This is a genomic window from Kribbella sp. NPDC050281, assembly GCF_040655855.1.
GTDB lineage: Bacteria > Actinomycetota > Actinomycetes > Propionibacteriales > Kribbellaceae > Kribbella.
This window is the reverse complement of record NZ_JBFAKS010000042.1, coordinates 15,086-37,810: the sequence shown is the minus strand read 5'-3', so window position 1 is coordinate 37,810 and position 22,725 is coordinate 15,086. Positions and strand designations below refer to the sequence as shown.

Annotated in this window: 28 protein-coding genes and 1 tRNA gene; 13 read left to right on the top strand and 16 right to left on the bottom strand. The window is 66.9% G+C overall.

The genetic code is table 11. From position 1 onward, the window contains the following. The first annotated feature begins 1 nt into the window (after position 1). Positions 2–1,732, top strand: a complete 1,731-nt coding sequence (gene ctaD, locus AB0I34_RS34915; RefSeq protein ID WP_360453567.1) for a cytochrome c oxidase subunit I — start codon at positions 2–4, stop codon at positions 1,730–1,732. Then, on the top strand, positions 1,729–2,058 hold the full coding sequence (locus AB0I34_RS34910; RefSeq protein ID WP_360453564.1) for a hypothetical protein: 330 nt from the start codon (positions 1,729–1,731) through the stop codon (positions 2,056–2,058). The genes ctaD and AB0I34_RS34910 overlap by 4 nt, the downstream gene beginning before the upstream one ends. Here AB0I34_RS34910 and AB0I34_RS34905 read toward each other — a convergent pair. Then, positions 2,049–2,654, bottom strand: a complete 606-nt coding sequence (locus AB0I34_RS34905; RefSeq protein ID WP_360453561.1) for a uracil-DNA glycosylase family protein — start codon at positions 2,652–2,654, stop codon at positions 2,049–2,051. The two genes, AB0I34_RS34910 and AB0I34_RS34905, sit on opposite strands and share 10 nt — an antisense overlap. Before the next feature lie 432 nt (positions 2,655–3,086). On the opposite strand from AB0I34_RS34905, the gene AB0I34_RS34900 reads away from it, so the two are divergent. Beyond that, positions 3,087–3,668: a sigma-70 family RNA polymerase sigma factor gene (locus AB0I34_RS34900; protein ID WP_360453558.1), complete on the top strand. Its 582-nt coding sequence runs from the start codon at positions 3,087–3,089 to the stop codon at positions 3,666–3,668. A 66-nt stretch (positions 3,669–3,734) separates the two neighbouring features. Here the strand turns inward: AB0I34_RS34900 and AB0I34_RS34895 are convergent, their stop codons facing one another. The 4 genes from AB0I34_RS34895 to AB0I34_RS34880 form a co-directional block, all read right to left on the bottom strand. Then, positions 3,735–4,598 (bottom strand): alpha/beta fold hydrolase, encoded by an 864-nt coding sequence (locus AB0I34_RS34895; protein WP_360453555.1) that lies wholly within the window; start codon positions 4,596–4,598, stop codon positions 3,735–3,737. 149 nt (positions 4,599–4,747) lie between these two features. Further along, positions 4,748–5,521 carry an SDR family oxidoreductase gene (locus AB0I34_RS34890; protein WP_360453552.1) on the bottom strand — a complete coding sequence of 258 codons (774 nt, stop codon included), beginning with the start codon at positions 5,519–5,521 and terminating at the stop codon, positions 4,748–4,750. Positions 5,522–5,594: 73 nt separating this feature from the next. Beyond that, entirely contained in the window at positions 5,595–6,644 is a 1,050-nt protein-coding gene (locus AB0I34_RS34885) for a GNAT family N-acetyltransferase (protein WP_360453549.1), read from the bottom strand. A 22-nt stretch (positions 6,645–6,666) separates the two neighbouring features. Then, positions 6,667–7,107 (bottom strand): DUF5709 domain-containing protein, encoded by a 441-nt coding sequence (locus tag AB0I34_RS34880; protein WP_360453546.1) that lies wholly within the window; start codon positions 7,105–7,107, stop codon positions 6,667–6,669. A gap of 112 nt (positions 7,108–7,219) precedes the next feature. Here AB0I34_RS34880 and AB0I34_RS34875 point away from each other — a divergent pair, with 112 nt between their 5' ends. Continuing rightward, a complete protein-coding gene (locus AB0I34_RS34875; RefSeq protein ID WP_360453543.1) occupies positions 7,220–7,858 on the top strand; it encodes a TetR/AcrR family transcriptional regulator in 639 nt (212 codons plus the stop codon). A gap of 138 nt (positions 7,859–7,996) precedes the next feature. Beyond that, positions 7,997–8,737, top strand: a complete 741-nt coding sequence (locus tag AB0I34_RS34870; RefSeq protein ID WP_360453540.1) for an SDR family NAD(P)-dependent oxidoreductase — start codon at positions 7,997–7,999, stop codon at positions 8,735–8,737. 30 nt (positions 8,738–8,767) lie between these two features. On the opposite strand, the gene AB0I34_RS34865 is transcribed toward AB0I34_RS34870, so the two are convergent. From AB0I34_RS34865 to AB0I34_RS34850, 4 genes are all read right to left on the bottom strand, one after another. Beyond that, complete coding sequence (locus AB0I34_RS34865; RefSeq protein ID WP_360453537.1) at positions 8,768–9,091, bottom strand: carboxymuconolactone decarboxylase family protein; 324 nt, start codon at positions 9,089–9,091, stop codon at positions 8,768–8,770. A gap of 12 nt (positions 9,092–9,103) precedes the next feature. Next, positions 9,104–9,934, bottom strand: a complete 831-nt coding sequence (locus AB0I34_RS34860) for an oxidoreductase (protein ID WP_360453535.1) — start codon at positions 9,932–9,934, stop codon at positions 9,104–9,106. A gap of 32 nt (positions 9,935–9,966) precedes the next feature. Then, entirely contained in the window at positions 9,967–10,479 is a 513-nt protein-coding gene (locus AB0I34_RS34855) for a flavodoxin (protein ID WP_360453533.1), read from the bottom strand. Positions 10,480–10,686: 207 nt separating this feature from the next. Next, the gene (locus tag AB0I34_RS34850) at positions 10,687–11,547 is read right to left on the bottom strand and encodes an aldo/keto reductase (protein WP_360453530.1); all 861 of its coding nucleotides are present in this window, start codon (positions 11,545–11,547) and stop codon (positions 10,687–10,689) included. 103 nt (positions 11,548–11,650) lie between these two features. On the opposite strand from AB0I34_RS34850, the gene AB0I34_RS34845 reads away from it, so the two are divergent. The 3 genes from AB0I34_RS34845 to AB0I34_RS34835 all read left to right on the top strand — a co-directional run bounded on the left by AB0I34_RS34845 (position 11,651) and on the right by AB0I34_RS34835 (position 13,245). Then, positions 11,651–12,523 (top strand): helix-turn-helix transcriptional regulator, encoded by an 873-nt coding sequence (locus tag AB0I34_RS34845; protein WP_360453527.1) that lies wholly within the window; start codon positions 11,651–11,653, stop codon positions 12,521–12,523. Between the two features lie 78 nt (positions 12,524–12,601). Further along, on the top strand, positions 12,602–12,754 hold the full coding sequence (locus AB0I34_RS34840) for an MBL fold metallo-hydrolase (RefSeq protein ID WP_360453524.1): 153 nt from the start codon (positions 12,602–12,604) through the stop codon (positions 12,752–12,754). An 11-nt stretch (positions 12,755–12,765) separates the two neighbouring features. Beyond that, positions 12,766–13,245, top strand: a complete 480-nt coding sequence (locus tag AB0I34_RS34835; RefSeq protein WP_360453521.1) for an MBL fold metallo-hydrolase — start codon at positions 12,766–12,768, stop codon at positions 13,243–13,245. 19 nt (positions 13,246–13,264) lie between these two features. On the opposite strand, the gene AB0I34_RS34830 is transcribed toward AB0I34_RS34835, so the two are convergent. The 5 genes from AB0I34_RS34830 to AB0I34_RS34810 form a co-directional block, all read right to left on the bottom strand. Continuing rightward, the gene (locus AB0I34_RS34830; RefSeq protein WP_360453518.1) at positions 13,265–14,008 is read right to left on the bottom strand and encodes a GAF and ANTAR domain-containing protein; all 744 of its coding nucleotides are present in this window, start codon (positions 14,006–14,008) and stop codon (positions 13,265–13,267) included. A gap of 98 nt (positions 14,009–14,106) precedes the next feature. Further along, complete coding sequence (locus AB0I34_RS34825; protein WP_360453516.1) at positions 14,107–14,328, bottom strand: hypothetical protein; 222 nt, start codon at positions 14,326–14,328, stop codon at positions 14,107–14,109. Between the two features lie 179 nt (positions 14,329–14,507). Next, on the bottom strand, positions 14,508–16,292 hold the full coding sequence (gene selB, locus AB0I34_RS34820) for a selenocysteine-specific translation elongation factor (RefSeq protein ID WP_360453513.1): 1,785 nt from the start codon (positions 16,290–16,292) through the stop codon (positions 14,508–14,510). A gap of 1 nt (position 16,293) precedes the next feature. Beyond that, entirely contained in the window at positions 16,294–17,589 is a 1,296-nt protein-coding gene (gene selA, locus AB0I34_RS34815; RefSeq protein WP_360453510.1) for an L-seryl-tRNA(Sec) selenium transferase, read from the bottom strand. A gap of 53 nt (positions 17,590–17,642) precedes the next feature. Then, positions 17,643–17,737, bottom strand: a tRNA-Sec gene (locus AB0I34_RS34810). 136 nt (positions 17,738–17,873) lie between these two features. Between AB0I34_RS34810 and selD the strand changes: the two genes are divergently transcribed. From selD to AB0I34_RS34785, 5 genes are all read left to right on the top strand, one after another. After that, complete coding sequence (gene selD / locus AB0I34_RS34805) at positions 17,874–18,875, top strand: selenide, water dikinase SelD (protein WP_360453507.1); 1,002 nt, start codon at positions 17,874–17,876, stop codon at positions 18,873–18,875. 116 nt (positions 18,876–18,991) lie between these two features. Continuing rightward, positions 18,992–19,408, top strand: a complete 417-nt coding sequence (locus tag AB0I34_RS34800; protein WP_360453504.1) for a hypothetical protein — start codon at positions 18,992–18,994, stop codon at positions 19,406–19,408. A gap of 81 nt (positions 19,409–19,489) precedes the next feature. Beyond that, entirely contained in the window at positions 19,490–19,852 is a 363-nt protein-coding gene (locus tag AB0I34_RS34795) for a hypothetical protein (protein WP_360453500.1), read from the top strand. A gap of 21 nt (positions 19,853–19,873) precedes the next feature. Continuing rightward, positions 19,874–20,344, top strand: a complete 471-nt coding sequence (locus tag AB0I34_RS34790) for a rhodanese-like domain-containing protein (protein WP_360453498.1) — start codon at positions 19,874–19,876, stop codon at positions 20,342–20,344. A 19-nt stretch (positions 20,345–20,363) separates the two neighbouring features. Then, positions 20,364–21,230, top strand: coding sequence for an alpha/beta fold hydrolase (locus tag AB0I34_RS34785; RefSeq protein ID WP_360453495.1), 867 nt, complete (start codon positions 20,364–20,366; stop codon positions 21,228–21,230). A 49-nt stretch (positions 21,231–21,279) separates the two neighbouring features. Here the strand turns inward: AB0I34_RS34785 and AB0I34_RS34780 are convergent, their stop codons facing one another. Together AB0I34_RS34780 and AB0I34_RS34775 are read right to left on the bottom strand one after the other, a co-directional pair. After that, positions 21,280–21,960 (bottom strand): hypothetical protein, encoded by a 681-nt coding sequence (locus tag AB0I34_RS34780; protein WP_360453492.1) that lies wholly within the window; start codon positions 21,958–21,960, stop codon positions 21,280–21,282. Between the two features lie 236 nt (positions 21,961–22,196). Then, positions 22,197–22,703, bottom strand: coding sequence for a MarR family winged helix-turn-helix transcriptional regulator (locus AB0I34_RS34775; protein ID WP_360453489.1), 507 nt, complete (start codon positions 22,701–22,703; stop codon positions 22,197–22,199). Between the last annotated feature and the right edge of the window lie 22 nt (positions 22,704–22,725).

Sequence of the window (22,725 nt, the reverse complement as noted above, 5' to 3'; positions counted from 1 at the left end):
GATGACGACGACCGAGCGGGCTGCGCTCAGGGATGTGGAGACGTCGTCGGCCACGGCGTACCCCGGAACGAAACTGGCCGGGTGGCTGACCACCACCGATCACAAGCGGATCGGCGCCCTGTACCTGATCACCTCGTTCAGCTTCTTCTTGCTGGCAGGCGTTCTCGCTCTGATCATCCGGGCCGAGCTGGCCAGGCCGGGCCTGCAGATCGTGAGCGAGGAGGTTTACAACCAGCTCTTCACCGTGCACGGCACGATCATGCTGCTGCTGTTCGCGACCCCGCTGTTCGTCGGCTTCGCGAACGTGATCATGCCGATCCAGATCGGGGCGCCCGATGTCGCGTTCCCGCGGCTGAACATGTTCAGTTACTGGCTCTACCTGTTCGGCGCCCTCATCACCATCGGTGGCTTCGCTACCCCAGGCGGTGCGGCGGATTGGGGATGGACAGGCTACTCGCCACTGTCCGATGCTGCGCATTCGCCGGGCATCGGCGGGGATCTGTGGATCATGGGTCTGTGGATGTCAGGTCTGGGCACGATCCTCGGCGCGGTCAACTTCGTGACGACCATCATCACCATGCGGGCACCGGGTATGACGATGTTCCGGATGCCACTGTTCAGCTGGAACGTGCTGGTGACGTCGCTGCTGGTGCTGATCGCGTTCCCGATCCTGGGCGGTGCGCTGCTGATGCTGGAGGCGGATCGAGCCCTGGGGGCTCACGTCTTCGATGCCGCGAGTGGCGGGCCGCTGTTGTGGCAGCACTTGTTCTGGTTCTTCGGGCATCCCGAGGTGTACATCATCGCGTTGCCGTTCTTCGGCATCGTGACCGAGATCCTGCCGGTGTTCAGCCGCAAGCCGGTCTTCGGCTACATGGGACTCGTTGCGGCCACACTTGGCATCGGTGCGTTGTCCGCGACCGTGTGGGCCCACCACATGTTCGTCACCGGTGCGGTGAACGTGCCGTTCTTCTCGTTCATGTCCTTCCTGATCGCGGTGCCCACCGGGGTGAAGTTCTTCAACTGGATCGGCACGATCTGGGGCGGTTCGGTGTCGTTCGAGACGCCGATGCTGTGGTCCATCGGGTTCTTGGTGACCTTCTTGTTCGGCGGGCTCACAGGAGTCATCCTCGCTTCGCCGGCGCTGGACTATCAGCTGTCGGACTCGTACTTCGTGATCGCGCACCTCCACTACGTCGTCTTCGGGACCGTGGTGTTCGCGATGTTTGCCGGGTTCTATTTCTGGTGGCCGAAGTTCACGGGCCGGATGCTGGACGAGAAGCTCGGGAAGCTGCACTTCTGGTTGCTGTTCATCGGTTTCCACACCACGTTCCTGGTGCAGCACTGGCTGGGTGTCGAGGGCATGCCGCGGCGGTATGCGTCGTACGGCGCGAACGAGGGTTTCACCACGCTGAACGAGATCTCGAGTGTCGGATCCTTCGTCCTGGGTCTGTCGATGCTGCCGTTCTTCTACAACGTCTACAAGTCACGCAAGGCGCCGCTGGTAGGTGTGGACGACCCGTGGGGTTGGGGCCGCTCGCTGGAGTGGGCCACGTCGTCGCCGCCGCCGCGGCACAACTTCGAGCGGCTGCCCCGGATCCGGTCCGAGAGCCCCGCGTTCGACCTGCACCATCCCCACGTCCCCGGGACGGGAACTTCTCACGGTCGCGACAACCTGCTGCGCGAGGATCCCGCGGATGAAGTCATCCAGGATGAGAGGCCTTGGACGCGATGAACGACAGGTTGCAGGGAATCCGAGCCGAGGACGACACAGCGGTTGCCGCTGCCGACATCCCGAAGGCGGTGACGGCCGGCCGGCTGGTGTACGTCGACGGTGCGACTCAGGTCTTCACGATCGACGGGCGGACCACCTACTCCGAACGAAGCGGTGACAGCGCAGGCGAGTGGTACGTCGATGAGCACGGACGGTTCTGCTCGTTCTGGCCGCCGTCTTATCGAGCCTGCTACGCGCTTCGCTGGATGGTTGAGGACACGCGGATCGTCGGGCTCAGGTTCACCGGTCTTGGTGATGGTGTGACGTTCGAGGGCCGCTACGCGTAGCTTCTAGGTGGCCGGTCGTGGGTAGCATCCGCAACAAGCGTTTGCAGAGTGGGGATCACCTCCGTCTCGAACCAGGGGTTCTTTGTCTGCCACCTGAAGTTCAAGGGTGAAGGGTGGACCAGCGGGATCCGGTCCGGAACGTAGTCTCGATAGGCCCGGACGGTTTCGGTCAGGTTCTTCTTGGCGCTGGTTCCCAGATAGTGCTTCTGGGCGTAGCTCCCGATGAGAACGGTGAGACGAAGTCCGGTCATCAGCTGCAGGATGCGTGGGTGCCACAACGGCGCGAAGGCCGCGCGTGGCGGGAGGTCGCCGTGGGTGCCCTTGCCTGGGTAGTAGAAGTCCATCGGTAGCAGGGCGATCGTGTCCGGGTCGTAGAACTGGGCCTCGGTGACGCCGAGCCACTGCCGTAGTTTGATGCCGCTGGCGTCGTTCCACGGGATCCGGCTGTCCTGAGCTTGCCTGCCGGGCGCTTGGCCGATGACAACGATCTTCGATCGCGGTGAGGCGGAGTAGATCGGTTCGTACCCACGCTCCGTCGCCCACGCGTTCGAGGCGTGGTTCCTGATCTCGTCACGTATCGCCGCGAGTTCGTCCATGCGACATCGAGCTCCCTTCTCACGGTCGGGGTACCACGCCCCCGATGCATGTTCGTGTCAGCCGGCCCGGTCGACCTTCCGAGTTCCGCGCGGCCGACGACCTAGTCTGGCACGATGAGAATAGGACGATATCGACCATTTAATGAAAGGTCTTCAGGTGTCGCGCGGCGAGCCATGCGGTGCTCGAAGTCACAGTGGACTTGAGGATGATGTGTTCCGACTCACTATGCTTCGCTGGGTTGGACGAGGTATCGAATGGACTGTATCGTCCATGTTGTTGTTTCACCGTTCGACACAGACGTGCCGGACCTGTGATCACTACGTTGCGTTGATCGCCGGAGATCCATGAAGAGCGAAGGTTCTGAGTCGTTGTCGCAGGTACGGGTCGTCTGCCCAGAGGTGGCCCGGGAGAACCGTGCCTGGGTTCGCGACTTGAGCAGCGATGGAGATCGGCGCGAGCTTGCGAGCCGACGCTTGTACGAGGTTCTCCTGCGAGCCGCGAGGGCGGAGGTCGGGCGGCGGGGGGCCAGGCTTCGCCTCGTCGGGCCGGAGTTGGACGACATTGCGCACCAGGCCGCCGCGGACGCCCTACTGGCGATCTGCGGCAAGGTCGAGACGTTCCGCGGTGATTGCAAGTTCACCACCTGGGCGTACAAGTTCGTGATCTTCGACGTGGCCGCCAAGGTCAACCGGCACTTCTGGCAGCGGGCCGGGGTCGCGTTCGACGACGAGGATTGGGACCGCCTTCCCGCCCGGCTGGGGATCGAGCCGGAGGCGCAGGCCGAGAGCCGGGATCTGATGAACGCCGTACATCGCGCCGTCGACGAGAAGCTGACGGCGAAGCAACGGACGGTCTTCGTCGCGCTGGTGATGAACGGGATGCCCACTGATGTGCTCGCCGATCAGCTCGGCGCGACACACAACGCGATCTACAAGATGATGTTCGACGCCCGCCGCAAACTGCGGACCGCCTTGGTCGACGCCGGCTACCTGCCGAAGCAGCAGATCGCATGAGCAACGTCTTGACGGCACTGCATCGCTTCCTGCGTGACGCGCCGGGGGAGAGGTCGGAGTCCGGGACTACCTGACGGTCTCGTCGTAGAAGCTGTTGATCCCGTCCACGATCTCCTGCAGGCAGTCCCCGACCGCGAAGTGTCCGGAATCGAGGCGAACCAGCTGTGCGTCGGGGAGATCGCGCAGATACGCCTCTCCGCCGGCCGGGGTGAAGAAGATGTCTCCCTGTCCCCAGAAGATCAGCGTTTTGGGCTGGTCACGGCGCAGCCGACCCTGCCAGGTCGCGTACTGGGCGGTGTTCGTCTGGTAGTCGTAGAAGAGATCCAGCTGCACCCGGTGCGCGTTCGGCCGCGCCAGGAAGTGCAGATCCAGGTTCCAGTTGTCCGGGCTGATCTTCGTCGGATCAGGGTGACCGGCCAGGTAGATCGCTTTCACCGTGTCCGGCCCGAGGAGTGCCTCGAGCGGCGCTTCGGTCTCGGCGTTGCGGTTGGCCCAGAGGACGTGACGAATCCTGTCCCAGATCTCGGTGAATCCCTCGTCGTAGAGGTTGGCGTTCTGGATGATCTGCCACTGGAGCCAGTCCGGATGAAGCGAGATCAGCCGGTTACCGATCGGACTTCCGTAGCCCTGCATGTACAGCCCCATCGGTCCGGTGAAGTCGATGGCCAGCAACGCCTCATCCACGATCTCTGCGAGGTGGTCGAAGGTGTAGTCCCACTCCGCAGGATCTGGCATCTCGGTGTTCCCGAAGCCGGGGTAGTCGATCGCGACCAGGTGAAATCTGTCGGCGAGGGCCGGCATGAGGTTCCGGAACTGGTGAGACGAGGAGGGGAATCCACCCAGCAGCAGGAGTTTCGGTGATCCAGGCTTACCCGCTTCGCGGTAGAAGACCTCCAACCCGCCGGCGGACACGGTCTGAAATCTCGTCATGGGCACTCCACACTCATTCCACAGGGACGTGATCGAGCGCTCGTCAGCGGCGTCGTTCGGGATCGTCTGATCGGTCCAGCGTCCGCGCTCGTACGACTTGGCCTCCGCGACAGACCTGTTTCTTACCTCACGATTTCACCGTCGTCGGGTCAGTTGCGCCCGGCCATCACGCCCCCGTCGACGTTGAGAATCGCCCCGGTGATCCAGCTGGCCTCGGGGGAGAGGAGGAAGACGATCGAGGAGGCGATGTCCTGGGCTGTTCCGACCCGACCCAACGGGTGGAAGCCGTCGAATCCCTTCACGGTCTCCTCGAGCTGGTCGGCGGGGATGAAGCCCTCGTACAACGGCGTGGCCACCACTGCAGGAGCCACAGCGTTGACGCGAATGCCGTCGGCCGCCAGTTCCATGGCCAGGTTGTGGGTCAGGGCGTGCAGACCGGCTTTCGCCATCGAGTAACCCGTCGACGGCGTCGCCGCCACCGCCTGATGTGCCCACATGCTGCCGATGTTGACGATCGCACCACCAGAGCCCGCAGCCTTCATACCCCGCACCACGGTCTGGGTCAGGAAGAACGTCGCCCGGTTGAGTTCCAGGTACGCGTCGTAGTTCTCCTCGCCGTAGTCGAGGAACTCCCTGGGAATGAAGAATCCGGCCGCGTTCACCAGCAGCGTCGCATCGGCATGCTCCGCCGCGAGCTGCGCTTGCACGTCCTCCACCTGCTTGCGATCTGCCAGATCGGCAGTGATCCCCCAGGCCTCTGTCTTGTTGCCGAGCTCGGCGACCGTCTCGTCGACCTTCGCCTGCTGACGGCCGACGATGACGGCCTTGCCTCCTTGCGCGACAACGTCCGCCGCTGTCTGTCGCCCCATGCCACTGCTTCCACCGACCACGATGAGCTTGCGGTCTTCGAAGTATCCACTCATGAGCTTCCCCTTGATGTCTGCCAGGCCGGCTTGACCCGGATGTCCTTGTTCGTGTGCCGAACGGCGGCCGCCCTTACTGGTTCCCGGGATCCCGGTGAGTCTGAGAGGTTTCGGGTCCGGCTGTCAGATCGGCGTCGTCGGGCGTTCCGAACAGGTAATGAGAGAAGGCCGAATGACGATTCGCGTGCTCCATCGGCTCGGCCGGAAGGCCCCGTCCTTCCAGCTCGTCCCAGGTCGAGTCGGCGATGCGCCACAGCTGGTGTGCTATTCGTCCGGCTACACCTGCATGCGGCGAGTTGGGGTGCGGTCTGGTCGGCGAGCTCCACTGCCGTTTCGCCAATGCCCGGGCCAGATCCGCGGCGCTGCCGGCATCATGGAGTTGCTCGAGGCCGGACACGATTCTCGTCTCCAACGAGTCGTGCTCATCCAGTAGCCGTTCGGTCTCTCGCCAGATCTCGGATGTGCTGAGATTCAAAAAGCGCGCATCGCCGTACACCCTGCCCTTGAGTACCCGGAGCGCCTGCTCGAACTGTTTGAGATTGTGGAGAAGGACCGCGGCGTCCTCACCGGACGATGTCCTGGAAGCAGTGAGCAGGACGTCGGCGACGGCCGCGGCATGCTGTGCGGCCACAGCTGCGAACTGGTCCGTGATGCGACGTCTCTCGAACCCGTCGATGTTCGGATCCTGAGAACGTGCGGCGAGCTCGCTGAGCCTGGCGTGCTGGGCCTGCACGAGCCGCTGCAGCGGGGTGGAACGGCCCTCCTGGTGTTGCTCGTCTACCTGCGACTTGGAGCGGGGCTGGATTGGTGGATGCGACGGATCGAGTACCACCAGGTATTCCGGATGGCCCTGAAGGAACCGCTCGACCGCAGGGCAGTAGTTCGTGATCCGGACACCCTCGGCGATGAGGTGGTCGAGGACCGCCTTGATCAGTGCCGTGGCGAGTCCACGGCCCCGCTGATCCGCTGTGACTTCGGTATGCCCCAGGACACGCCGTCGGCCGAGGACACGGAAGTCGAGGGTCCCTACCGTCGTTTCCGCTGCGAGCAGCTCGTACCTTCGCAGCTCGTCGTTCTCGACCACGGTCAGGTTGCGCTGCGAGTCGTTCATCAGGATTCTCATGGCTGTGAGGCCCTCCTCCGAATCAGTTGACCTCATCGAGTTCCAGCGGCTCGTCGTCCACAACGTGGATCGCAGCTTCTTCGGCGCTCGCGGCGCCTGCGTCGATCCCGACGTCGGTCGCAACGAGCTCCTCCTCGAAATCGAAGTGCGACCCCTCGTCCGGAGCCACGAGACGACCGGCACGGTCCCGGCCGACCTCCGGGCCATCGACATACTCCGACGGTGTGGCACGCGGGTCGATATCCGGCTCCTCTTGCGCGAGCCGCTGCTCAAACGTCTCACCGCGCAACGCCTCCGCGGCAGTCGTACCGAAGCCCTCACCGGCCGACCACTTCTCCGCGGGCGAGTAGCCTTCGTCGAGAAGGTCGGAGACCCCCCGCCCGTCGAGCGTGTCGGAGGGCTGGAGCTGATCCTCGTCGTCCACGCTGTAACTGCCGTAATACTCCCGGCTGACCTCGCTCACACGTCCTCCTGACCGCAGGCCGGCGACGTGCCGGCTCCTCACGAGGATTGGTGTCGGCCCCGGCCGAGGTGCTTACACGTCGATCGTTGCCCGGCCCCGATAAGCTCTGTGCGTGCCCGAGACAGTGAACGAGCTCGATCGCCGCCTGACCGCCCGCGGCGCGGCCACGAGAGCCCGGATCGTTGCGTCCGCCGACGAGTTGATGTCCCTCAAGGGTGCGGCAGCGACCACGCTCGACGACGTGACGGCGGCGAGCGGGACCAGCAAGTCACAGTTCTACCGGCATTTCAGCGACAAGAGCGCCTTGGTCCAGGCGGTCGTTGCACTGCGGGCAAGCCGGGTGCTCGAGCGTGAGGAACAGTACCTCCGCAGGGTTGACTCGTTCAGTGGCCTCGACCGCTGGCGCCGGGCCATACTCCAGCGAGTCACAGCACGCCGTGGAGCGCTGGGCTGCGAACTGGGCTCACTGTCGACCGAACTCTCCGACCAGGACGAGGCGGCCCGCATCGATCTCGACGCAGCCCTGACGTCCTGGATCTCCCTGCTGACCGCTGCGCTCGAGCGGATGAAGATCAACGGCACACTGTCTGAGGATGCCGATCCGCCGACGCTGGCAACGGGCATCATGGCCGCACTCCAGGGCGGATATGTTCTCGCCCAAGCGGCCCGCGATCCTGGACCGATGCAGACCGCACTCGAGCTGGCGATGGACTCGGTCCGAGCGCACGCACAGTCGGCCCACGAGAAGTAGGGCGGCGATCCGCCGGGTTCTGCGGATCGTCCGCTGTAGGCATCACCGTCGTACAGGTAAGAGCCGGGCGTCGTAGCGACTCCAACAACCATGTACGCAGGCGTGAATCCGGCAAGACCCTTCGCCGGCAGAGTTGCCATGGTGACCGTCGGAGGCAGTGCGATCGGACGGGCGATTGCCGGGCAGTTGGGTGCCGCCGGCGTCGCCGTTGCGGTCGTTGCCCTGTCGAGGGCTCGTGCGGACGCCACGGTGGAGGCTGTACGGGCGGTCGGGGGCGAGGCGGAGGGGTTCACCGCTGATCTCTATGATCCTGGGTCGATTCCGGGCCTCGTCCACGGCGTCGAGCAGGTGCTCGGCGAGGTCGACATCCTTGTCAACAATGCTGCGACGGTGACACCGCTCGGCCCTGTCGCCGACCTCGACCCGGCGGCTGTACTGCGTGCCCTCACCATCAATGTGGCCAGCGTGGTGACCCTCGCCGGCGTGGTGATCCCAGCGATGAGCCGCCGCCGCTGGGGCCGGATCGCCAACGTCTGCGGTGTGATCGGCAACCTGGCCTCGTGGGCCGGTGGAAACATCTACGCAGCCTGTGCCGCTGCGCTGGAGGCACATACCGTGAACCTCGCCGCGGAGCTCACCGGCACCGGTGTCACGGTCAACGCCCTGCGCGTGCAGAGGATGGGCACTTCACTGCGGACCTGGCTCGCTGGAGTAGATCCTGCAGCGATCGACGATCCGTTGATCCGGCGGTTCATTGTCAGCCAGACCGACATCGGTACGGTCGACTTCGACAGATCGGCCGCAATCCTGCTGGGTCACCTGGCCACAACGGAGACAGGCCGTGTCTGGACTGCCGTGCACCGCGGCCCTGTGGCCTGACTGCGGCGACAGCCTTCCGAGCGATCGGTGTTACTGGTGTTCGGCGAAGACGGTCTTGGCGACCTGGATGGCGGACATCGCCTTTGGCCAGCCGGCGTAGAACGCGAGGTGGATGATCGCCTCTTTCAGTTCGGTCTCGGTCAGGCCGTTCTGACGGGCGAGGCGCAGGTGGTTGGGGAGCTGTTCGAAGCTGCTGGAGGTGACGAGGCTGACCACAGTGATGAGGCTGCGGTCGCGCGGGGAGAGCTCGGTCCGCTTCCAGACGTCGCCGAAGAGGATGTCGTCGGTGAGTTCGACAAGCTTGGGTGCGAAGTCACCGATGGCTCGTTGGGCCGGGGTCGGTTCGGGCGTCATCATCTCTTTCGGTCAGGCGTCGAAGTCGGTGCTGCGGCTGAGGGTTTCCCACGCGTCGGCTTCGGCGCGGAGGGCGTCAAGGGCGGCGCGGAATCCGTCGGAGGTGTCGTTGCCGAGCAGCAGCATGTACGGCGGCGCATCGGACTCGACGGCCTGGATCAGCGCGGCGGCGGCCTTCGCCGGGTCTCCAGGTTGCTTGCCGTGTCCGGTGCCGTGTTCCTTGCGGCGTTTGCCCGCGGTGTCGGCGTAGTCGGCGATCGGTACGGCGGCCTGGGTCAGTGAGCGGCCGGCGAAGTCGGTGCGGAACCCGCCCGGCTCGACGACCATCGCGGTGATGCCGAGTGGCGCGACCTCTTTGCGCAGCGACAAGGTCAGGGCTTCGATCGCGGCTTTGACGGCGGAGTAGTAGCCGGATCCTTCCGGGCAGATCCGTGCACCGATCGAGGAGAGGTTCACAATCGTGCCGGTGCGGCGGGCGCGCATGCCGGGCAGGACGGCCTTGATGGTGCGGACGGTGCCGAACACGTGGGTGTCGAAGAGTTGCCGGACGGCGTCGTCCTCACCTTCTTCGACAGCGGCACGGTAGCCGTAGCCGGCATTGTTGACGAGGACGTCGACGGCGCCGAACCGGGTCTCGGCGGCGCTGACCGCCTCGGTGACCTGGTTGTCGTCGGTGACGTCGAGCGGGAGGGCCAAGGCGGTGTCGGGGTACTTGTCGGCGATGTCTTGCACCTTCGCGACGTCGCGCGCAGTGACGACGGCGTTGTGTCCGTGTGCGAGGACGGCTTCGCCGAAGGCGCGGCCGAGGCCGGTGGAGCAGCCGGTGATGAGCCAGGTGGTCATGGTGTTCCTTTCTGGATCCTGCTCGGGTGGCGTCAGCGCAGCCCGATCCGCTGGAGCCACTCGGTGACCTGCGGTTGCGCTTGTTGGGCTTGCTCGCCGCGGACGGCGAGGGCTTCGGCGATGGTGGCCCCGGCGCAGGAGCGGGCGTAGTCGCGCTCTGTCGTGCCGAGTCCGCTCATGGCGTAGGTGGTGAAGGGATGGACGATCTTGCCGGTGAAGTCGAGCGTTTCGGTGAAGGTCGACATGATCATCGGCGCACGGACGTTCCAGATCGGGCTGCCGAGGAGGACGACGTCGTACTGGCCGATCGCCGGAAGCGGGTTGGCGATTGCGGGGCGTGCGTCGGCGTCCTGCTCGCGGACGTTGCGGGCGACGGTGTCGTCGTAGTTGTCGGAATAGGGCTCGGCGGCCTCGATTCGATAGACGTCGCATGGGACGAGGTTGGCGATCATCGTCGCGACGACTTCGGTATTGCCGACCTTCAGCCAGATACGGCCACCGTTGTTGTAGTTCTCGCCAGGACGGGAGAAGTAGGCGACCAGCACTCTGGCTCGGGTGCTTGTGGTGGGCGCGGTCGACGGTTGCACCGTGGGTAGTCCTCCCTCGTCGGCTCGCGGGTTCTCAGCAGTGGGCTCGGGTCCTGGGCCGCAGGCCCCCAGTGCTGCTCCGGCGGTGCCGGCCAGAGCTAATCGGAACAGCTGCCGGCGCGGTAGGCCGCGGGAGCCACTGCGTCGCTGTGGGTGCATGGGGCGTCAGTCGATTCTGCGGCTGCCGAGGGCGCTGACCATGGCCGGGTCGCGGTGGTCGAAGAAGAGGCTGTCGCCGGCGTCCAGGGTCGCGATCTGCTTCATCTGGTCATCGGTGAGGGTGAAGTCGAAGATGTCGAGGTTCTGGGCCATCCGGTCGGGACGAACCGACTTCGGGATCACGACGACATCGCGCTGGACGAGCCATCGCAGTACGACCTGCGCGACCGATCTGCCGTGCGCCTCGGCGATGGTGCTGAGGACGGGGTCGGTGAACAGGTTGTTGCGACCTTCGGCGAACGGGCCCCAGGACTCGAGCTGGACACCGCGCTCGCGCATCAGTTCCTGGTCGGCGGTGCGCTGGTGGAAGGGGTGGGTCTCGATCTGGTTGACCGCGGGGGTGATCTCGTTGTGCTCGATCAGGTCGACGAGCCGGTCGGGATGGAAGTTCGAGACGCCGATCGCCCGGATCCTGCCGTCGGCGTGGAGGCGCTGCATGGCTCGCCACTCGCTGTAGTAGTCGCCGAGTGGCTGGTGGATCAGATACAGGTCCAGGTGGTCGAGGCCGAGCCGGCGCAGAGAGGCGTCGAAGGCGCGCACGGTGTCGTCCTCGACGCTGCCCGCCGGGGCGTGCTGGATCCACAGCTTGGTGGTGACGAACAGGTCGTCGCGGGGGAGTCCGGTGGCGGCGATGGCAGCGCCGACGGCTTCCTCGTTGCCGTAGGACGCCGCGGTGTCCAGGTGGCGATAGCCGGCCTCGAGCGCGGCCTCGACGGCGGCCTGGGTCTGGTCGTCCGGGATCTGGAAGACGCCGAAGCCGATGATGGGCATGGTGACGCCGTTGTTCAACGTGACGGTCTGATCCATGTCGCCAGCCAACACCTGTCTGCATCGCAGGTGGGAGTCCTCGGTGTAACGGGTACCAGCAGACCCTCCCACCGCGAACGGGCCCGCCCGTACGGTGGAAGGCGTGAGCATCAAGGAGGACGTGAAGGAGTTCCTCACCAGCCGACGCGCGAAGGTGACACCCGAACAAGCCGGTCTGCCGACCTTCGGCGACAAGCGCCGCGTGACCGGGCTGCGCCGCGAGGAGGTCGCCCTGCTCGCGGGCGTCAGCGCCGACTACTACACCCGGCTCGAACGCGGGAACCTTGCCGGCGTCTCCGAACAGGTACTCGAGGCGCTCGCGCGAGCGCTGCGCCTCGACGACGCCGAGCGCGCCCATCTGTTCGATCTCGCCCGGGCTTCCACCGGTCCGGTCCGTGGATCCCGGCGTACGGCGGTCTCGAAGGTGCGCCCAGGCGTCCTTCGGATCCTCGAGTCGCTCACCACGCCGGCGTACGTCCGCAACGCCCGTACCGACATCCTCGCCGCCAACGACCTCGCCTTCGTCCTGTACGACGGGATCCTCGACCGCGTTCGGCTGCCGTTGAACGTCGCCAAGTTCCTGTTCTTCGACCACCGCGCGCCAGGCTTCTTCCTGGACTGGGAGACCGTCGCCGATGACGCCGTGGCCGCACTCCGCGCCGAGGCAGGCCGCAACCCTCACGACAAGAGCCTCACCGACCTCGTCGGCGAACTCGCCACCAGAAGCGAGGAGTTCCGGACCCGGTGGGCGCGTCACAACGTCAAGTACCATCGCACCGCCGTCAAGCGGCTCCACAACTCGCTCGTCGGGGACCTCGAACTCACCGGCGAAGCCATGGAACTGACCGGCGACGGACTGGTGATCATCACCTACACAGCCGAACCCGACAGCCCGGCCGCCGAGGCCCTGCGATTCCTGTCCAACTGGGCCCCTCAACACACCGGACCTCCGGCCCCACAGAACAGCACACCCTGACGTCTACGGCAGGGCTCATCGGTAGCGGAGCTGGTTTGCTGGTGGTCGACACCCGGGCGACCGAGGTACGCCGAGGAATTGATCGCCGACATCCGCCGCCTGTCGGACGAGCCGATTGTCGGAGTGATCAGCACACACGGTCACTGGGATCACGTCTTCGGGAACGCCGAGTTCGGCGATGTACCCATCTGGGGCCATCCGGTTTCATGGCAGCGACGGCCGAGTCGATGAGGCAACGGTTGATGACGTCCGAGCCGTTCAATGCCATGGAGGCAGCACTTCGCGCAGTGCGGATAACGCCACCCGATCACTTGGTCGACGACGAGTTGGTGGTCTCGGTCGGTGGTCGGGAGATCCGTCTCCACCACCTGGGCAGGGGGCACACGAATGGCGATCTGGTCGTCGAGATCCCTGATTGTTCAGTCGTCTTCGTGGGTGATCTGGTGAAGGAGAACGGACCACCCGGGTACCGCGATGGCTACCCGCTGGAATGGCCGCGGACCATGCGGCGGGTCATCGGACTTGTCGATGGCCCGGTCGTTCCGGGTCACGGTGACCTCACCGACCGATTATTCGTCGAGTCATTCACCGAGCAGGTGGGCACGGTGGCCCAGCTCGTCCTCGCCGTGACCAGCGGCGAACTCTCCCCTGACCAAGCCGCAGCACAGCCGGTCCACCCCCGAGCGTTCCATCAAGCGTTGGGTCGGGCTGCCGCTGAATAGTGTAGGGACGCTGAGCGGGCTAGGTGTGAGCGCCGGCTTCTGCGTCGCGGATGAGTTCGGCGGCGACGTCGCGGAGTTTGCGGTTGGTCTGGCGGCTGAAGCGGACCAGCGTGTCGAAAGAGCGGTTGGCGGTGATCGAGTAGCGCTCCATCAAGAGGCCGACCGCCTGGCCGATCAGGTCTCGGGTCTCGATGGCGGCGAGCAGGTTCTCTGCCCGCTGCGCTCCCGAGTAGGCGACGGCCGCGTGGGCGGCGAGCAACCTGCCGACGTGTTCGGACTCGTCGGTGAATGCATCAGCCTCGTCGGCGTACAAGTTGAGCGCACAAAGGCTGTCATCCTTCACGAACATCGGGAATGCCAGCATGCTCAGTGCACCCAGCCCGGCGGCGCGCGGAGCGAACCGCGGCCAGCGCAGCTCGCGGCGCATGTCGTCGACCCGGACGATCCGACGGCCCAGCAGGGCGTCCAGGCAGGGACCTTCGTCGAGTTCGGACATGACGGCGTCGACACGCGCCGGCAGCGGGCCCGACTCCGCCTTGTGTACTGCGCGTTTCCCGCCGACGAGGGCGGTCACGGAGCCTGCCTGTGCTCCAGGTACGAGGTCCATCGCCGCCTGCACGACCTCCCGCAGTACGTCGTCGGGGTCATCGGCGCGGTGCAGGTCCCGGGCCAGTTCGCTCAGCGCATGGGCCAGCTGGTCCGGCCCGGACTGGCTGTCCTGCGGTGCCGGCCCGACACTCCACAACTTGCGGCGATCGGTCACGAGGCTTCCTTGACCATTCCGGAGTACCACCGCTCGGCCGCCCAGTCCAGTGCTGGCGAGTTGTTCGAACTGGGGGTTGATCGAAGCGCTTACAGCGGTCATAGTGGTTCAGCCTCAGACAACCGGGCGCCGATCTTTCGACCTGGCGAGGCTCCATGCGCGATCATGACACCAGTACCGTTCGCGAACTGATCGCCACTCTTCACGCCGTCGAGGCCGAGTTGCGCGCGGCTCGGTGCACCGCCGATCCGGATCGGCTCACTGCCTTGATCCGAAGCAAGCGATCGATTCTGCGCGAACTGCGCCGTCGTCGTTTGCATCGATCCAGTGTGGCGTGATCCCCGCCACCCACCGTCTGATTGCGGGCCCGTCCCTCTCCGGAGGGGGCAGGGGGAGCGGGCCCGCAATCACCTTCCCCGGCTGGCCCGATGCCGGTGCGGACGGCTGAGATCGGCTACGGCAGGACGTATGGCCAGGTGGGCAGGCGCCGACTTTGGCGTCAGATGCTCTCGGGTAGAGGTCGCGGTGGTTGAGGCTCGCCGGCGACGCGGCGGTGGAGGTCGTCGACGCGACGGGTGAGATCAGCCCGGTCGAGCAGTTCGAGTAGGGGTACGGCCACGCGACGGCTGGTGGCGAGTGCACGTCGTGCGTCGCTGACGGTGAATGGCTGCGGCAGCTCAGCCAGCCGCTGTACGGCGAGGCTTGGGGCGTCCGGGGCGAGGTAGACACCGTCGGCGACCCGCAGCAGCGATCCGACTCGGACTGCGGCCGCGAGCTTGGCCGGGGTCAGGCCGAGGGCTGCGAGCCGGGAGGCGTCGGCTGCGGCGAACGGGCTCGCGGACAGCTCGGCAAGGATCGCCTCGACGGACGACGCCACATCCGCGGGCAGACTGTCCCGGGTCGTTGCCTTCAGCACCCGCCCGTCCGCGGCGACGATGGGTGCGCTCACCACCGCCTCGAGGAGACGACGGTCCGGCAAGCCGAGTCGCTGGCGAGCGTCCTCCTCCGGCAATCCGGGCTCCAGTGGGTGGAGGGCGGCATAGGAATCGATCTCGGTGGCGAGCTGCGCCCGCAGGGCATCGCGGTACTCAGGGTGGATCAGCCAGCCACCGGCGAGCGGCGCGACGCCCGATGGGGGTGGACAGCCCATCCGGCGCAGGTCGGCAACCCTCACGACGCGTCGGCGACGCAGTTCGGACTCCGGGTCCGGCCGGCCGGTCATCAAGTCCAGCTCGGCACGACGCAGCGCTCCGTCGCCGCGGCGACGGAGTTCGGGTGGTCGAACGTCGAGCACGGTGGCACCGACAATCCGCCGGCTCCCAGGGTCGCGGAGCAGCAGCCGGTCCCCGATCCACAGTGGCAGTGGCGACGCGAGAGTCAGTCGGTCGACGTCCGTGCCGAAGGGACGTACCCGGGCAGCGACAGCCGCCGACCCGATATGGACAAGTACCTGTGGTGGCAGTTGCGCGGCGGCCCGGACGTCAATCAGATTCGTCGTCTCCCATGCATCGGGGGTCAGCAGGGCGCTGCCTCGCCGTACCGCGTTGACTGGTACATGTCGCAGGTTGACCGCGACCCTGGCCACGGCGCGTGCCTCGGGCACCGGAGTCTTGAGCGACTCCAGGCCGCGAACGCGCGCGATGTGCGCGCCGGGCGCTATTGCGAGGCGGTCGCCCGCCGCGAGCGTTCCCGCGGCAAGGGTGCCGGTCACCACCGTGCCGGCGCCGTGGATTGTGAACGCCCGGTCGACCCAGAGGCGCACCGGTCGCGCTACCTGCGGCGGCGGGAGGGCCGCGACCAGCCGCGACAACGCGGCGCGAAGGTCGTCGATGCCGGCACCGGTCGCTGCACTCACGGCGATCGACTCGATTCCCTCCAGCGATGTCGATGCCAGCTCTTGACGCGCTGCGGCCAGCGCCGGTTCCGGCGCGGCGAGGTCACAGCGGCTGATGACGAGGACTCCGTGACGGACGCCGAGCGCGTCCAGCGCGGTGAGGTGCTCGGCTGACTGCGCCTTCCAGCCCTCGTCAGCGGCGACGACGAACATGACGGCCGGAGCCGGACCGATTCCTGCGAGCATGTTGTCGAGGAAGCGCTCGTGACCGGGTACGTCGACGAACGCGATCGTCGCGCCCCCGGCAAGGGTGGCCCAGGCGAAACCGAGGTCGATGGTCATGCCGCGCCTGCGCTCCTCGGCCCAGCGGTCCGGCTCCATCCCGGTCAGCAGGTGGACCAGGGTGGACTTGCCGTGGTCGACGTGTCCGGCGGTCGCGATGACGTGCATGTCATGCCGGCGCGGCCAGCGCGATCGCGTCGTGAAGGACCGGATCCTGCTCGGGTGGGACACTGCGGAGATCGAGTAGCAGCCGCCCGGCGTGGACGCGGCCGACGATGCAGGGGTCGTGTTCGCGGAGCACGTTCGCGAACGCGACCGGCAGGCTCAGCGCCGAACTCGGCAGCACCAGTCCAGGTGCGCCGCCACCTCCGATGGTGGCTTGGCTCGGCACCGCCCGCACGTCGACGCCGAGTGGTGCGAGACCCGCCTGCAGGGACTCGGCGCGGGCCCGTAGCTCATCAGGACCGGCGTGCAGCATCCGCGCGATCGGTGCAGGTGGACCTCGCAGTGTGGCTTCCAACGCGGCGAGTGTGAGCTTGTCGACGCGCAGGGCCCGGGCGAGCGGATGGCGACGCAACTGCTCGATGTACGCCCGCAGACCGAGCAAAAGGCCGCATTGCGGTCCCCCGAGGAGCTTGTCCCCGCTGGCGGTCACCAGCGCGGCCCCGTCCGCAAGCGCGCTCGCCGCGTCCGGCTCGTCGGGCAGCGAAGGGTCCGGAGCGAGCAGACCTGAGCCGATGTCGACCACCACAGTTGCGTCCAGCGTGGCGAGTTCGCGCACCGGGACCTGGGCCGTGAAGCCAGTGACGACGAAGTTGGAGGGGTGCACCTTCAGGACGAATCCGGTCTGTGGTCCGACGGCTTCCGCGTAGTCGCGCAAAGTGGTGCGGTTGGTGGTGCCAACCTCGCGGAGGCGCGCTCCAGTGGACGTGAGCAGATCCGGGATGCGGAACCCGTCGCCGATCTCCACCATCTCGCCCCGGCTGAGCACGATCTCCCGGCCCGCCGCGAGTGATGTCGCGGCGAGTGCCAACGCGGCCGCGTTGTTGTTCACCACGTGCACGGATTCGGCCGCCGGCACGGCCGTCATGAGCGCATCGAGAACCTGTCTGCCGCGGCGAGCCCGGCGCCCGGTGTCGACATCGAACTCGACGTCGACGGACCCTGCTGCCGCGACAACCGCTTCGACGGCACCGACTGACAGCGCTGCACGCCCGAGGTTGGTGTGCAGCAGTACGCCGGTCGCGTTCACGATCGGGCGCAGTACGCTGGCGCGCTGCGGCAACGCGGACAGGACGGCGTCGTGCACCTGCTCGGGCGCGATCTCGCCGCGGCGCGCTCGATTCTGGACGTCGGCGATCACCTGCCGGACCAGTTCCCGTCCCAGCCGGACCTGCGCCTCGGCCAGTCGGGGGTCCGCCAGCAGCCCGTCGACGCGCGGGATCAAGCGTCGTGGGTCCCCCATTCCACGACAGTACGGCGCGTGTCCGTCGCCGTCATCGGTTCGGCGGACAGTCAGCGGAGGCGGACGGGAATCGAACCCGCCGAACCGAGATCCTCGGTTCCGAACGGTTTTGAAGACCGCGAGGGCCACCAGGCACCCAGACGCCTCCACCCGCAGCATACGGACCGCTGTCGGGCGCGGAACAGATCTCGCAGCGCCGGCATCCGGCCACCGAGCGGTGGTCGCGATCCACGTTTCGAGGCTTAGCCTGAAGACCGGACCAGGCCGACCAGGGGGTGGCTGCCATGACTACCGATACAGGGATCTTCCGGCTGACGCAGTACGCCCACGGTGGTGGCTGCGCATGCAAGATTCCTCCCGGCGAGTTGGAGGCCGTACTGGCCGACCTACTTGGCGAGCCGCTGAGCGACGATCTGCTGGTCGGGCTCGGCACCGGCGACGACGGCGCGGTCGTACGGCTGGCCGGTGACCTCGCCATCGTCGTGACCGCGGACTTCTTCACCCCGGTGGTGGACGACCCCTATGACTGGGGGCGCATCGCCGCCGCGAACGCGCTCTCGGACGTGTACGCGATGGGCGGGCGGCCGCTCGTCGCGGTGAACCTGCTGGGGTGGCCGCGGGACGTCCTGCCGTTCGAGCTCGCCAAGGAGGTGCTCCGCGGCGGTCTCGCGGTCGCGCGCGATGCCCACTGTCATGTCGGCGGCGGGCACAGTATCGACGATCCGGAGCCCAAGTACGGGATGGCGGTCACCGGTGTGGCGGATCCGGATCGCTTGTTACGCAACGATGCGGGGGTGCCGGGGACCCCGCTGTCGTTGACCAAGCCGCTGGGATTGGGTGTGCTGAACAACCGCCACAAACGGACAGGTGAGGTGTTCCCGCACGCGATCGAGGCGATGGTTGCACTGAACCTCGTCGCGTCGCAGGCAGCGCTCGAGGCCGGCGCGCGCTGCGCGACCGATGTCACCGGTTTCGGGCTGTTGGGCCACCTTGTCAAGCTCGCCCGGGCGAGCGGTGTCACGGCGGTCGTCGACGCGCCCGCCGTACCGTACCTGGACGGAGCTCGCGAGTCGGCGGCCTCCGGATACGTCAGCGGCGGCACCCGCCGCAACCTCGCGTGGGTCGAACCCCACACCGACTTCGGATCACTCGCCGAGATCGAGCGGCTACTGCTCGCCGACGCGCAGACGTCCGGCGGGCTCCTGGTCGCCGGGGAGGTGCCCGGGAGCCCGATCATCGGTCGGCTCGTCGAGCGCACCGAGTACGACGTCATCGTGCGTGGTTGAGCCGCCGCGCCCCGAAAAACCTTGGTGGATCACCGGTCGCAAGCGCCGCGAACGCGAGTATCGTCGGGAGCGAGCGACCGGAGGGGGTGGCCGGAATGTTACCGAGGAGCGCTGCGGTGCGAACCGCCACGATGGACCGGACGCCGCGGCATCGCCACGGGTTCGGCCGACGCGATCTCCTGTTCGGAGCGGCCGGGTTCAGCGGAGCCGCCGTCGGCGGCGGTTTGCTGACGGCACCTACCGCATCTGCGGGTCAGGAGCGTCACCGACAGCTGTCGACCGCGGCGGCACGACCGATCCCCGGGGGCTTCCAGCTCACACCGGGCGGCGAGGTCTTCCACGTGGTCCTCGTGGGTCAGGGCGAGCCCAGCACCATCACCGACTTCAAGGGAGTCGTCGGTGCCACGATCATCGACGGGCGAGGAACCGGTGCCAATTCCGCCCACGCCTTCGAGGTCGACGTACGGTTCATGGACGGCACGTTCATCGGCCTCGACGGCAAGCGCAACGTCGGAACCTTCGGCTTCTATTGAGTCGACGTCTTCGAGGGGTCGGTCGACCCCACCTTCGAGACACAGACTCGCGACTTCAACCCGGGGATCTCCGCAGCCGGGTTGTTCTGGACCAACCGGCTGCACCCGGACAACGTGTCGGCCGACCCCGCACGCGGGCGTGCGTCGTTCGTCGTCGCTGACGTCATCCTGCCGGACTTCCACGACACCATCAGCGCACTGGAACGCAAGCCACCAGTGGCGATCGGCACCCTGACCATGAAGGTGAGGTGGCACGGCGGCGGCAAGCTCGAGCGGGTCGACGACGATGCGAACGACTTCGGCGGAACGGTGGTCAGAGGCCCCGCCTCCGTCTGGTTCCACGTCGACAGCGACGACGGGTTCAGCTACACGTCGGACACCCACGGACAGAAGACCGTCGCCGCCGAGGTCTGGAGGGAGCGGAACGGCGTCTTCCACAGTTGAGCCCGCGCAGACGGGGGAGCGATGGGCATCGAGGAGACCCTGGCCACGGCCTGGGCCGACCTGACGCGGCTCGAACCGGCCGAAGCGCTGGAAGCGATCGGCGTGACCGGCACGTACATCGTCGACATCCGACCTGAATACCAGCGGCGGGCGGCTGGTGAGGTGCCCGTCGCGATCGTGATCGAACGCAACCATCTGGAGTGGCGCCTGGATCCGAGCAGCGACGCTCGGATCCCTGAGGCCGTCGACGCGTCGATCCGCTGGATCATCTTGTGCGAGGGCGGGTACGCCTCGAGCCTCGCCGCCCAGTCCCTCCGCCGGCTCGGCCTGCTTCGTAGCACTGACGTCATCGGCGGATTCGAGGCGTGGCGTGCTGCTGGGCTACCGGTGGACCGGCCGGACCGTCCGCGGCGACCGCGTGGTCCAGGCGAAGGCCGGTGGCCTCCACCGCCTGATGCCGGCGGGGATGGCCGGCGACGCAGCCTGGTCTGACCGGTGGGAGAGTGAGGTTGTGACGGTTGATGAGGTTCTGGCTGCTCATCGGGCCGCCGGCCGGGAGTTCACGGCCGACGGCGTACGGAGCTTCGTCCTCGATCACGGGGCGTCGGACGCTGAACCGGTCGTCTGCCTGCACGGCGTACCGGCCTCTTCGTTCGTGTACCGCGCAGTATTGCCTGAGCTGGCGCAGCGTGGGCTGCGCGGGATCGCCTTCGACCTGCCCGGTCTGGGGTTGGCGGCGCGACCGCTTGACTTCGACTACTCCTGGACCGGGCTTGGCAGGTGGGCGGTTTCTGCGCTCGACGCGTTGGGGTTGGATCGGGTGCACCTCGTGGTGCATGACATCGGCGGGCCGGTCGGTTTCGAGATCGCGGCGGCCGCGCCTGACCGGGTGCGCTCCATCCTGCTGCTGAACACGATCGTTGCCGTCGACACCTTTCGCCGGCCGTGGATGATGGAGCCGTTCGCCCACCACGTTCTCGGGCGTGCGTGGCTGACGACTGCACGAGCGCCGGTGGTGTTTCGCACGTTGATGCGGACGATCGGTTTCGGTCCTGATGTGCCGACCGCGGACGTCGACGCGCACCTGCGTCTGCTTCTGAGGGAGGACAACGGCCTGGCCTTCCTGCGGATCATGCGCTCGTTCGAGCGAACCGTCGAGAAGCGGCGGCGATATGAGGCCGTACTCGGCTCCGGCGTCCGTCCGGTGGGACTGTTGTGGGGCAGCAAGGACACGGCGTTGCCGCTGCGGACGTACGGCGTACAGGCTCGCCTCGCGGCCCGGCTCGACGACGTTCCGACGGTTCCTGGCAAGCACTTCCTCCAGGAGGACTTCCCGGCGGAGGTCGCCGCGGCCGTCTCGACCCTGGCCGGCCAGTGACAGGCCGGACCTTCACCCCCGTCGCCGAGGGACCACGTCGGCCGGGTTGTCAGCTGGGGAAACGCGGCTGATAGTTGCGGGTTACCTCGCGGACCTTTCGGTAGCCGAGGATGGCGAGCAGGATCACGGTCGCCACGGCGGCGAGGACGCCGATGATCGTGCGAAGCGTGGCTCCAGCGTCGGCGGCGTCGCAGATCACCGCGGCCAGCACGCCGGTGACGACGGCGTCGATGATGCCCACGATGACGGGAGATCCCGAAAGCCAGTGAGTCAGGCCGACCCGGCTGCGAAAGCTGTAGGTCTTCAACATCCCGGGCGCGTCATCGTGGTGACTGGCGACGAAGTACGGCTCCAGCTCCGGTGCGAGCTCGAGGTAGGCGTGCCGTAGCCGGTTCATGCCGATCACCAGCCAGGCGTCCTCGATATCCGCCTCGATCAGGCGGAAGTACGTGCCTACGCCGACAAGGAGGACAACGGGGAGCACCAGCAGTGCGAACGTCCGGAAGCTCTGCCCGAAGCCGGACGCGTTCGCCACCAGTGAGAGTGCGATGACGGTGGCCGAGAGGACGGTCAGATAGGTGCCGGTCCGGCTGAAGATCTCGTTCCACGTCATGCTGCGCGTGGCAAGCAAGCTCCAGTGCTCGGTCGAGAGGAATTGCGCATGCGGGCTGCCCGTGGTGTCGACGCCGTCGAGCGGTGGCGGGGTTCTGGCCGATGGTTGCTGCGTCATCCGATCTCCCATGCTGGCCCTGAACCGTTGGTGTCGGCGCTCTTAGTGACCAGCCCATTGCTTCGAGTCTGAATGGCGATGCGCTCCACTGCCACCCCTCACACACATCCGCCCGCTCGAACGCGCCAACTCGCTGGCAGGCCGCGATCTCGGCGTGTCAGCACGACTCGTAGTGGCCAATAGCAACCAGGAGCGTTGCTGTCCCACAAGAAGTGGCGGTCGTGCGGTGTCGGAGACTACGCCGGTGGATGCGCGGACGGCGTTGATGGCCGTGTCCTCGTGAGGCCGTCCTTGACAGCGGTGAGGAGGGTGAGGGTCGCGTCGAGGTGGGTGGTGTTGTGGTCGGCTGCCGCGCCGACGGCGGTCGCCCACTCGTGTCTTGCGAGGGCGGAGTTGTTGCGTCCGTGTTCGGTGGGGCTGACGGTGACGCCGCGGCCGTCGTCAGGGTTGGCCTGCCGCTGGATGAGGCTCTTCCGTTCGAGACCGCGCAGTGTGGTGGACAGATTCGTGCGCTGGAGTCCGGTGGCGGCGGCGATCTGGCTGGGGGCGGCGGCCTCGCCCTGGAGCAGGTACCGCATCACGATGCCCTCCGACTGGGTCAGGGAGACAGTCTGATCGTCGGTGTAGCCGCGGTACTGGATCTCGCGGCTGATGATCAGCGCCAGATCGGCGAGGTCGGCCCAGCGCTCGTCGGCGCCTGGTCTGCGGGAGCGGCGCGCAGCCCGCGATGGGTTCTTGGTCACATCTCCAGGATAGATGGTTGTC

Bases quoted from the DNA above. Each gene is read 5' to 3' on its own strand.
- ctaD (WP_360453567.1), top strand. From the start codon at position 2: ATGACGACGACCGAGCGGGCTGCGCTCAGGGATGTGGAGACGTCGTCG.
- AB0I34_RS34910 (WP_360453564.1), top strand. From the start codon at position 1,729: ATGAACGACAGGTTGCAGGGAATCCGAGCCGAGGACGACACAGCGGTT.
- AB0I34_RS34905 (WP_360453561.1), bottom strand. From the start codon at position 2,654: ATGGACGAACTCGCGGCGATACGTGACGAGATCAGGAACCACGCCTCG.
- AB0I34_RS34895 (WP_360453555.1), bottom strand. From the start codon at position 4,598: ATGACGAGATTTCAGACCGTGTCCGCCGGCGGGTTGGAGGTCTTCTAC.
- AB0I34_RS34890 (WP_360453552.1), bottom strand. From the start codon at position 5,521: ATGAGTGGATACTTCGAAGACCGCAAGCTCATCGTGGTCGGTGGAAGC.
- AB0I34_RS34885 (WP_360453549.1), bottom strand. From the start codon at position 6,644: ATGAGAATCCTGATGAACGACTCGCAGCGCAACCTGACCGTGGTCGAG.
- AB0I34_RS34870 (WP_360453540.1), top strand. From the start codon at position 7,997: ATGGTGACCGTCGGAGGCAGTGCGATCGGACGGGCGATTGCCGGGCAG.
- AB0I34_RS34865 (WP_360453537.1), bottom strand. From the start codon at position 9,091: ATGACGCCCGAACCGACCCCGGCCCAACGAGCCATCGGTGACTTCGCA.
- AB0I34_RS34860 (WP_360453535.1), bottom strand. From the start codon at position 9,934: ATGACCACCTGGCTCATCACCGGCTGCTCCACCGGCCTCGGCCGCGCC.
- AB0I34_RS34850 (WP_360453530.1), bottom strand. From the start codon at position 11,547: ATGGATCAGACCGTCACGTTGAACAACGGCGTCACCATGCCCATCATC.
- AB0I34_RS34835 (WP_360453521.1), top strand. From the start codon at position 12,766: ATGACGTCCGAGCCGTTCAATGCCATGGAGGCAGCACTTCGCGCAGTG.
- AB0I34_RS34825 (WP_360453516.1), bottom strand. From the start codon at position 14,328: ATGCAAACGACGACGGCGCAGTTCGCGCAGAATCGATCGCTTGCTTCG.
- selB (WP_360453513.1), bottom strand. From the start codon at position 16,292: ATGCACGTCATCGCGACCGCCGGACACGTCGACCACGGCAAGTCCACC.
- selA (WP_360453510.1), bottom strand. From the start codon at position 17,589: ATGGGGGACCCACGACGCTTGATCCCGCGCGTCGACGGGCTGCTGGCG.
- selD (WP_360453507.1), top strand. From the start codon at position 17,874: ATGACTACCGATACAGGGATCTTCCGGCTGACGCAGTACGCCCACGGT.
- AB0I34_RS34790 (WP_360453498.1), top strand. From the start codon at position 19,874: ATGGGCATCGAGGAGACCCTGGCCACGGCCTGGGCCGACCTGACGCGG.
- AB0I34_RS34780 (WP_360453492.1), bottom strand. From the start codon at position 21,960: ATGACGCAGCAACCATCGGCCAGAACCCCGCCACCGCTCGACGGCGTC.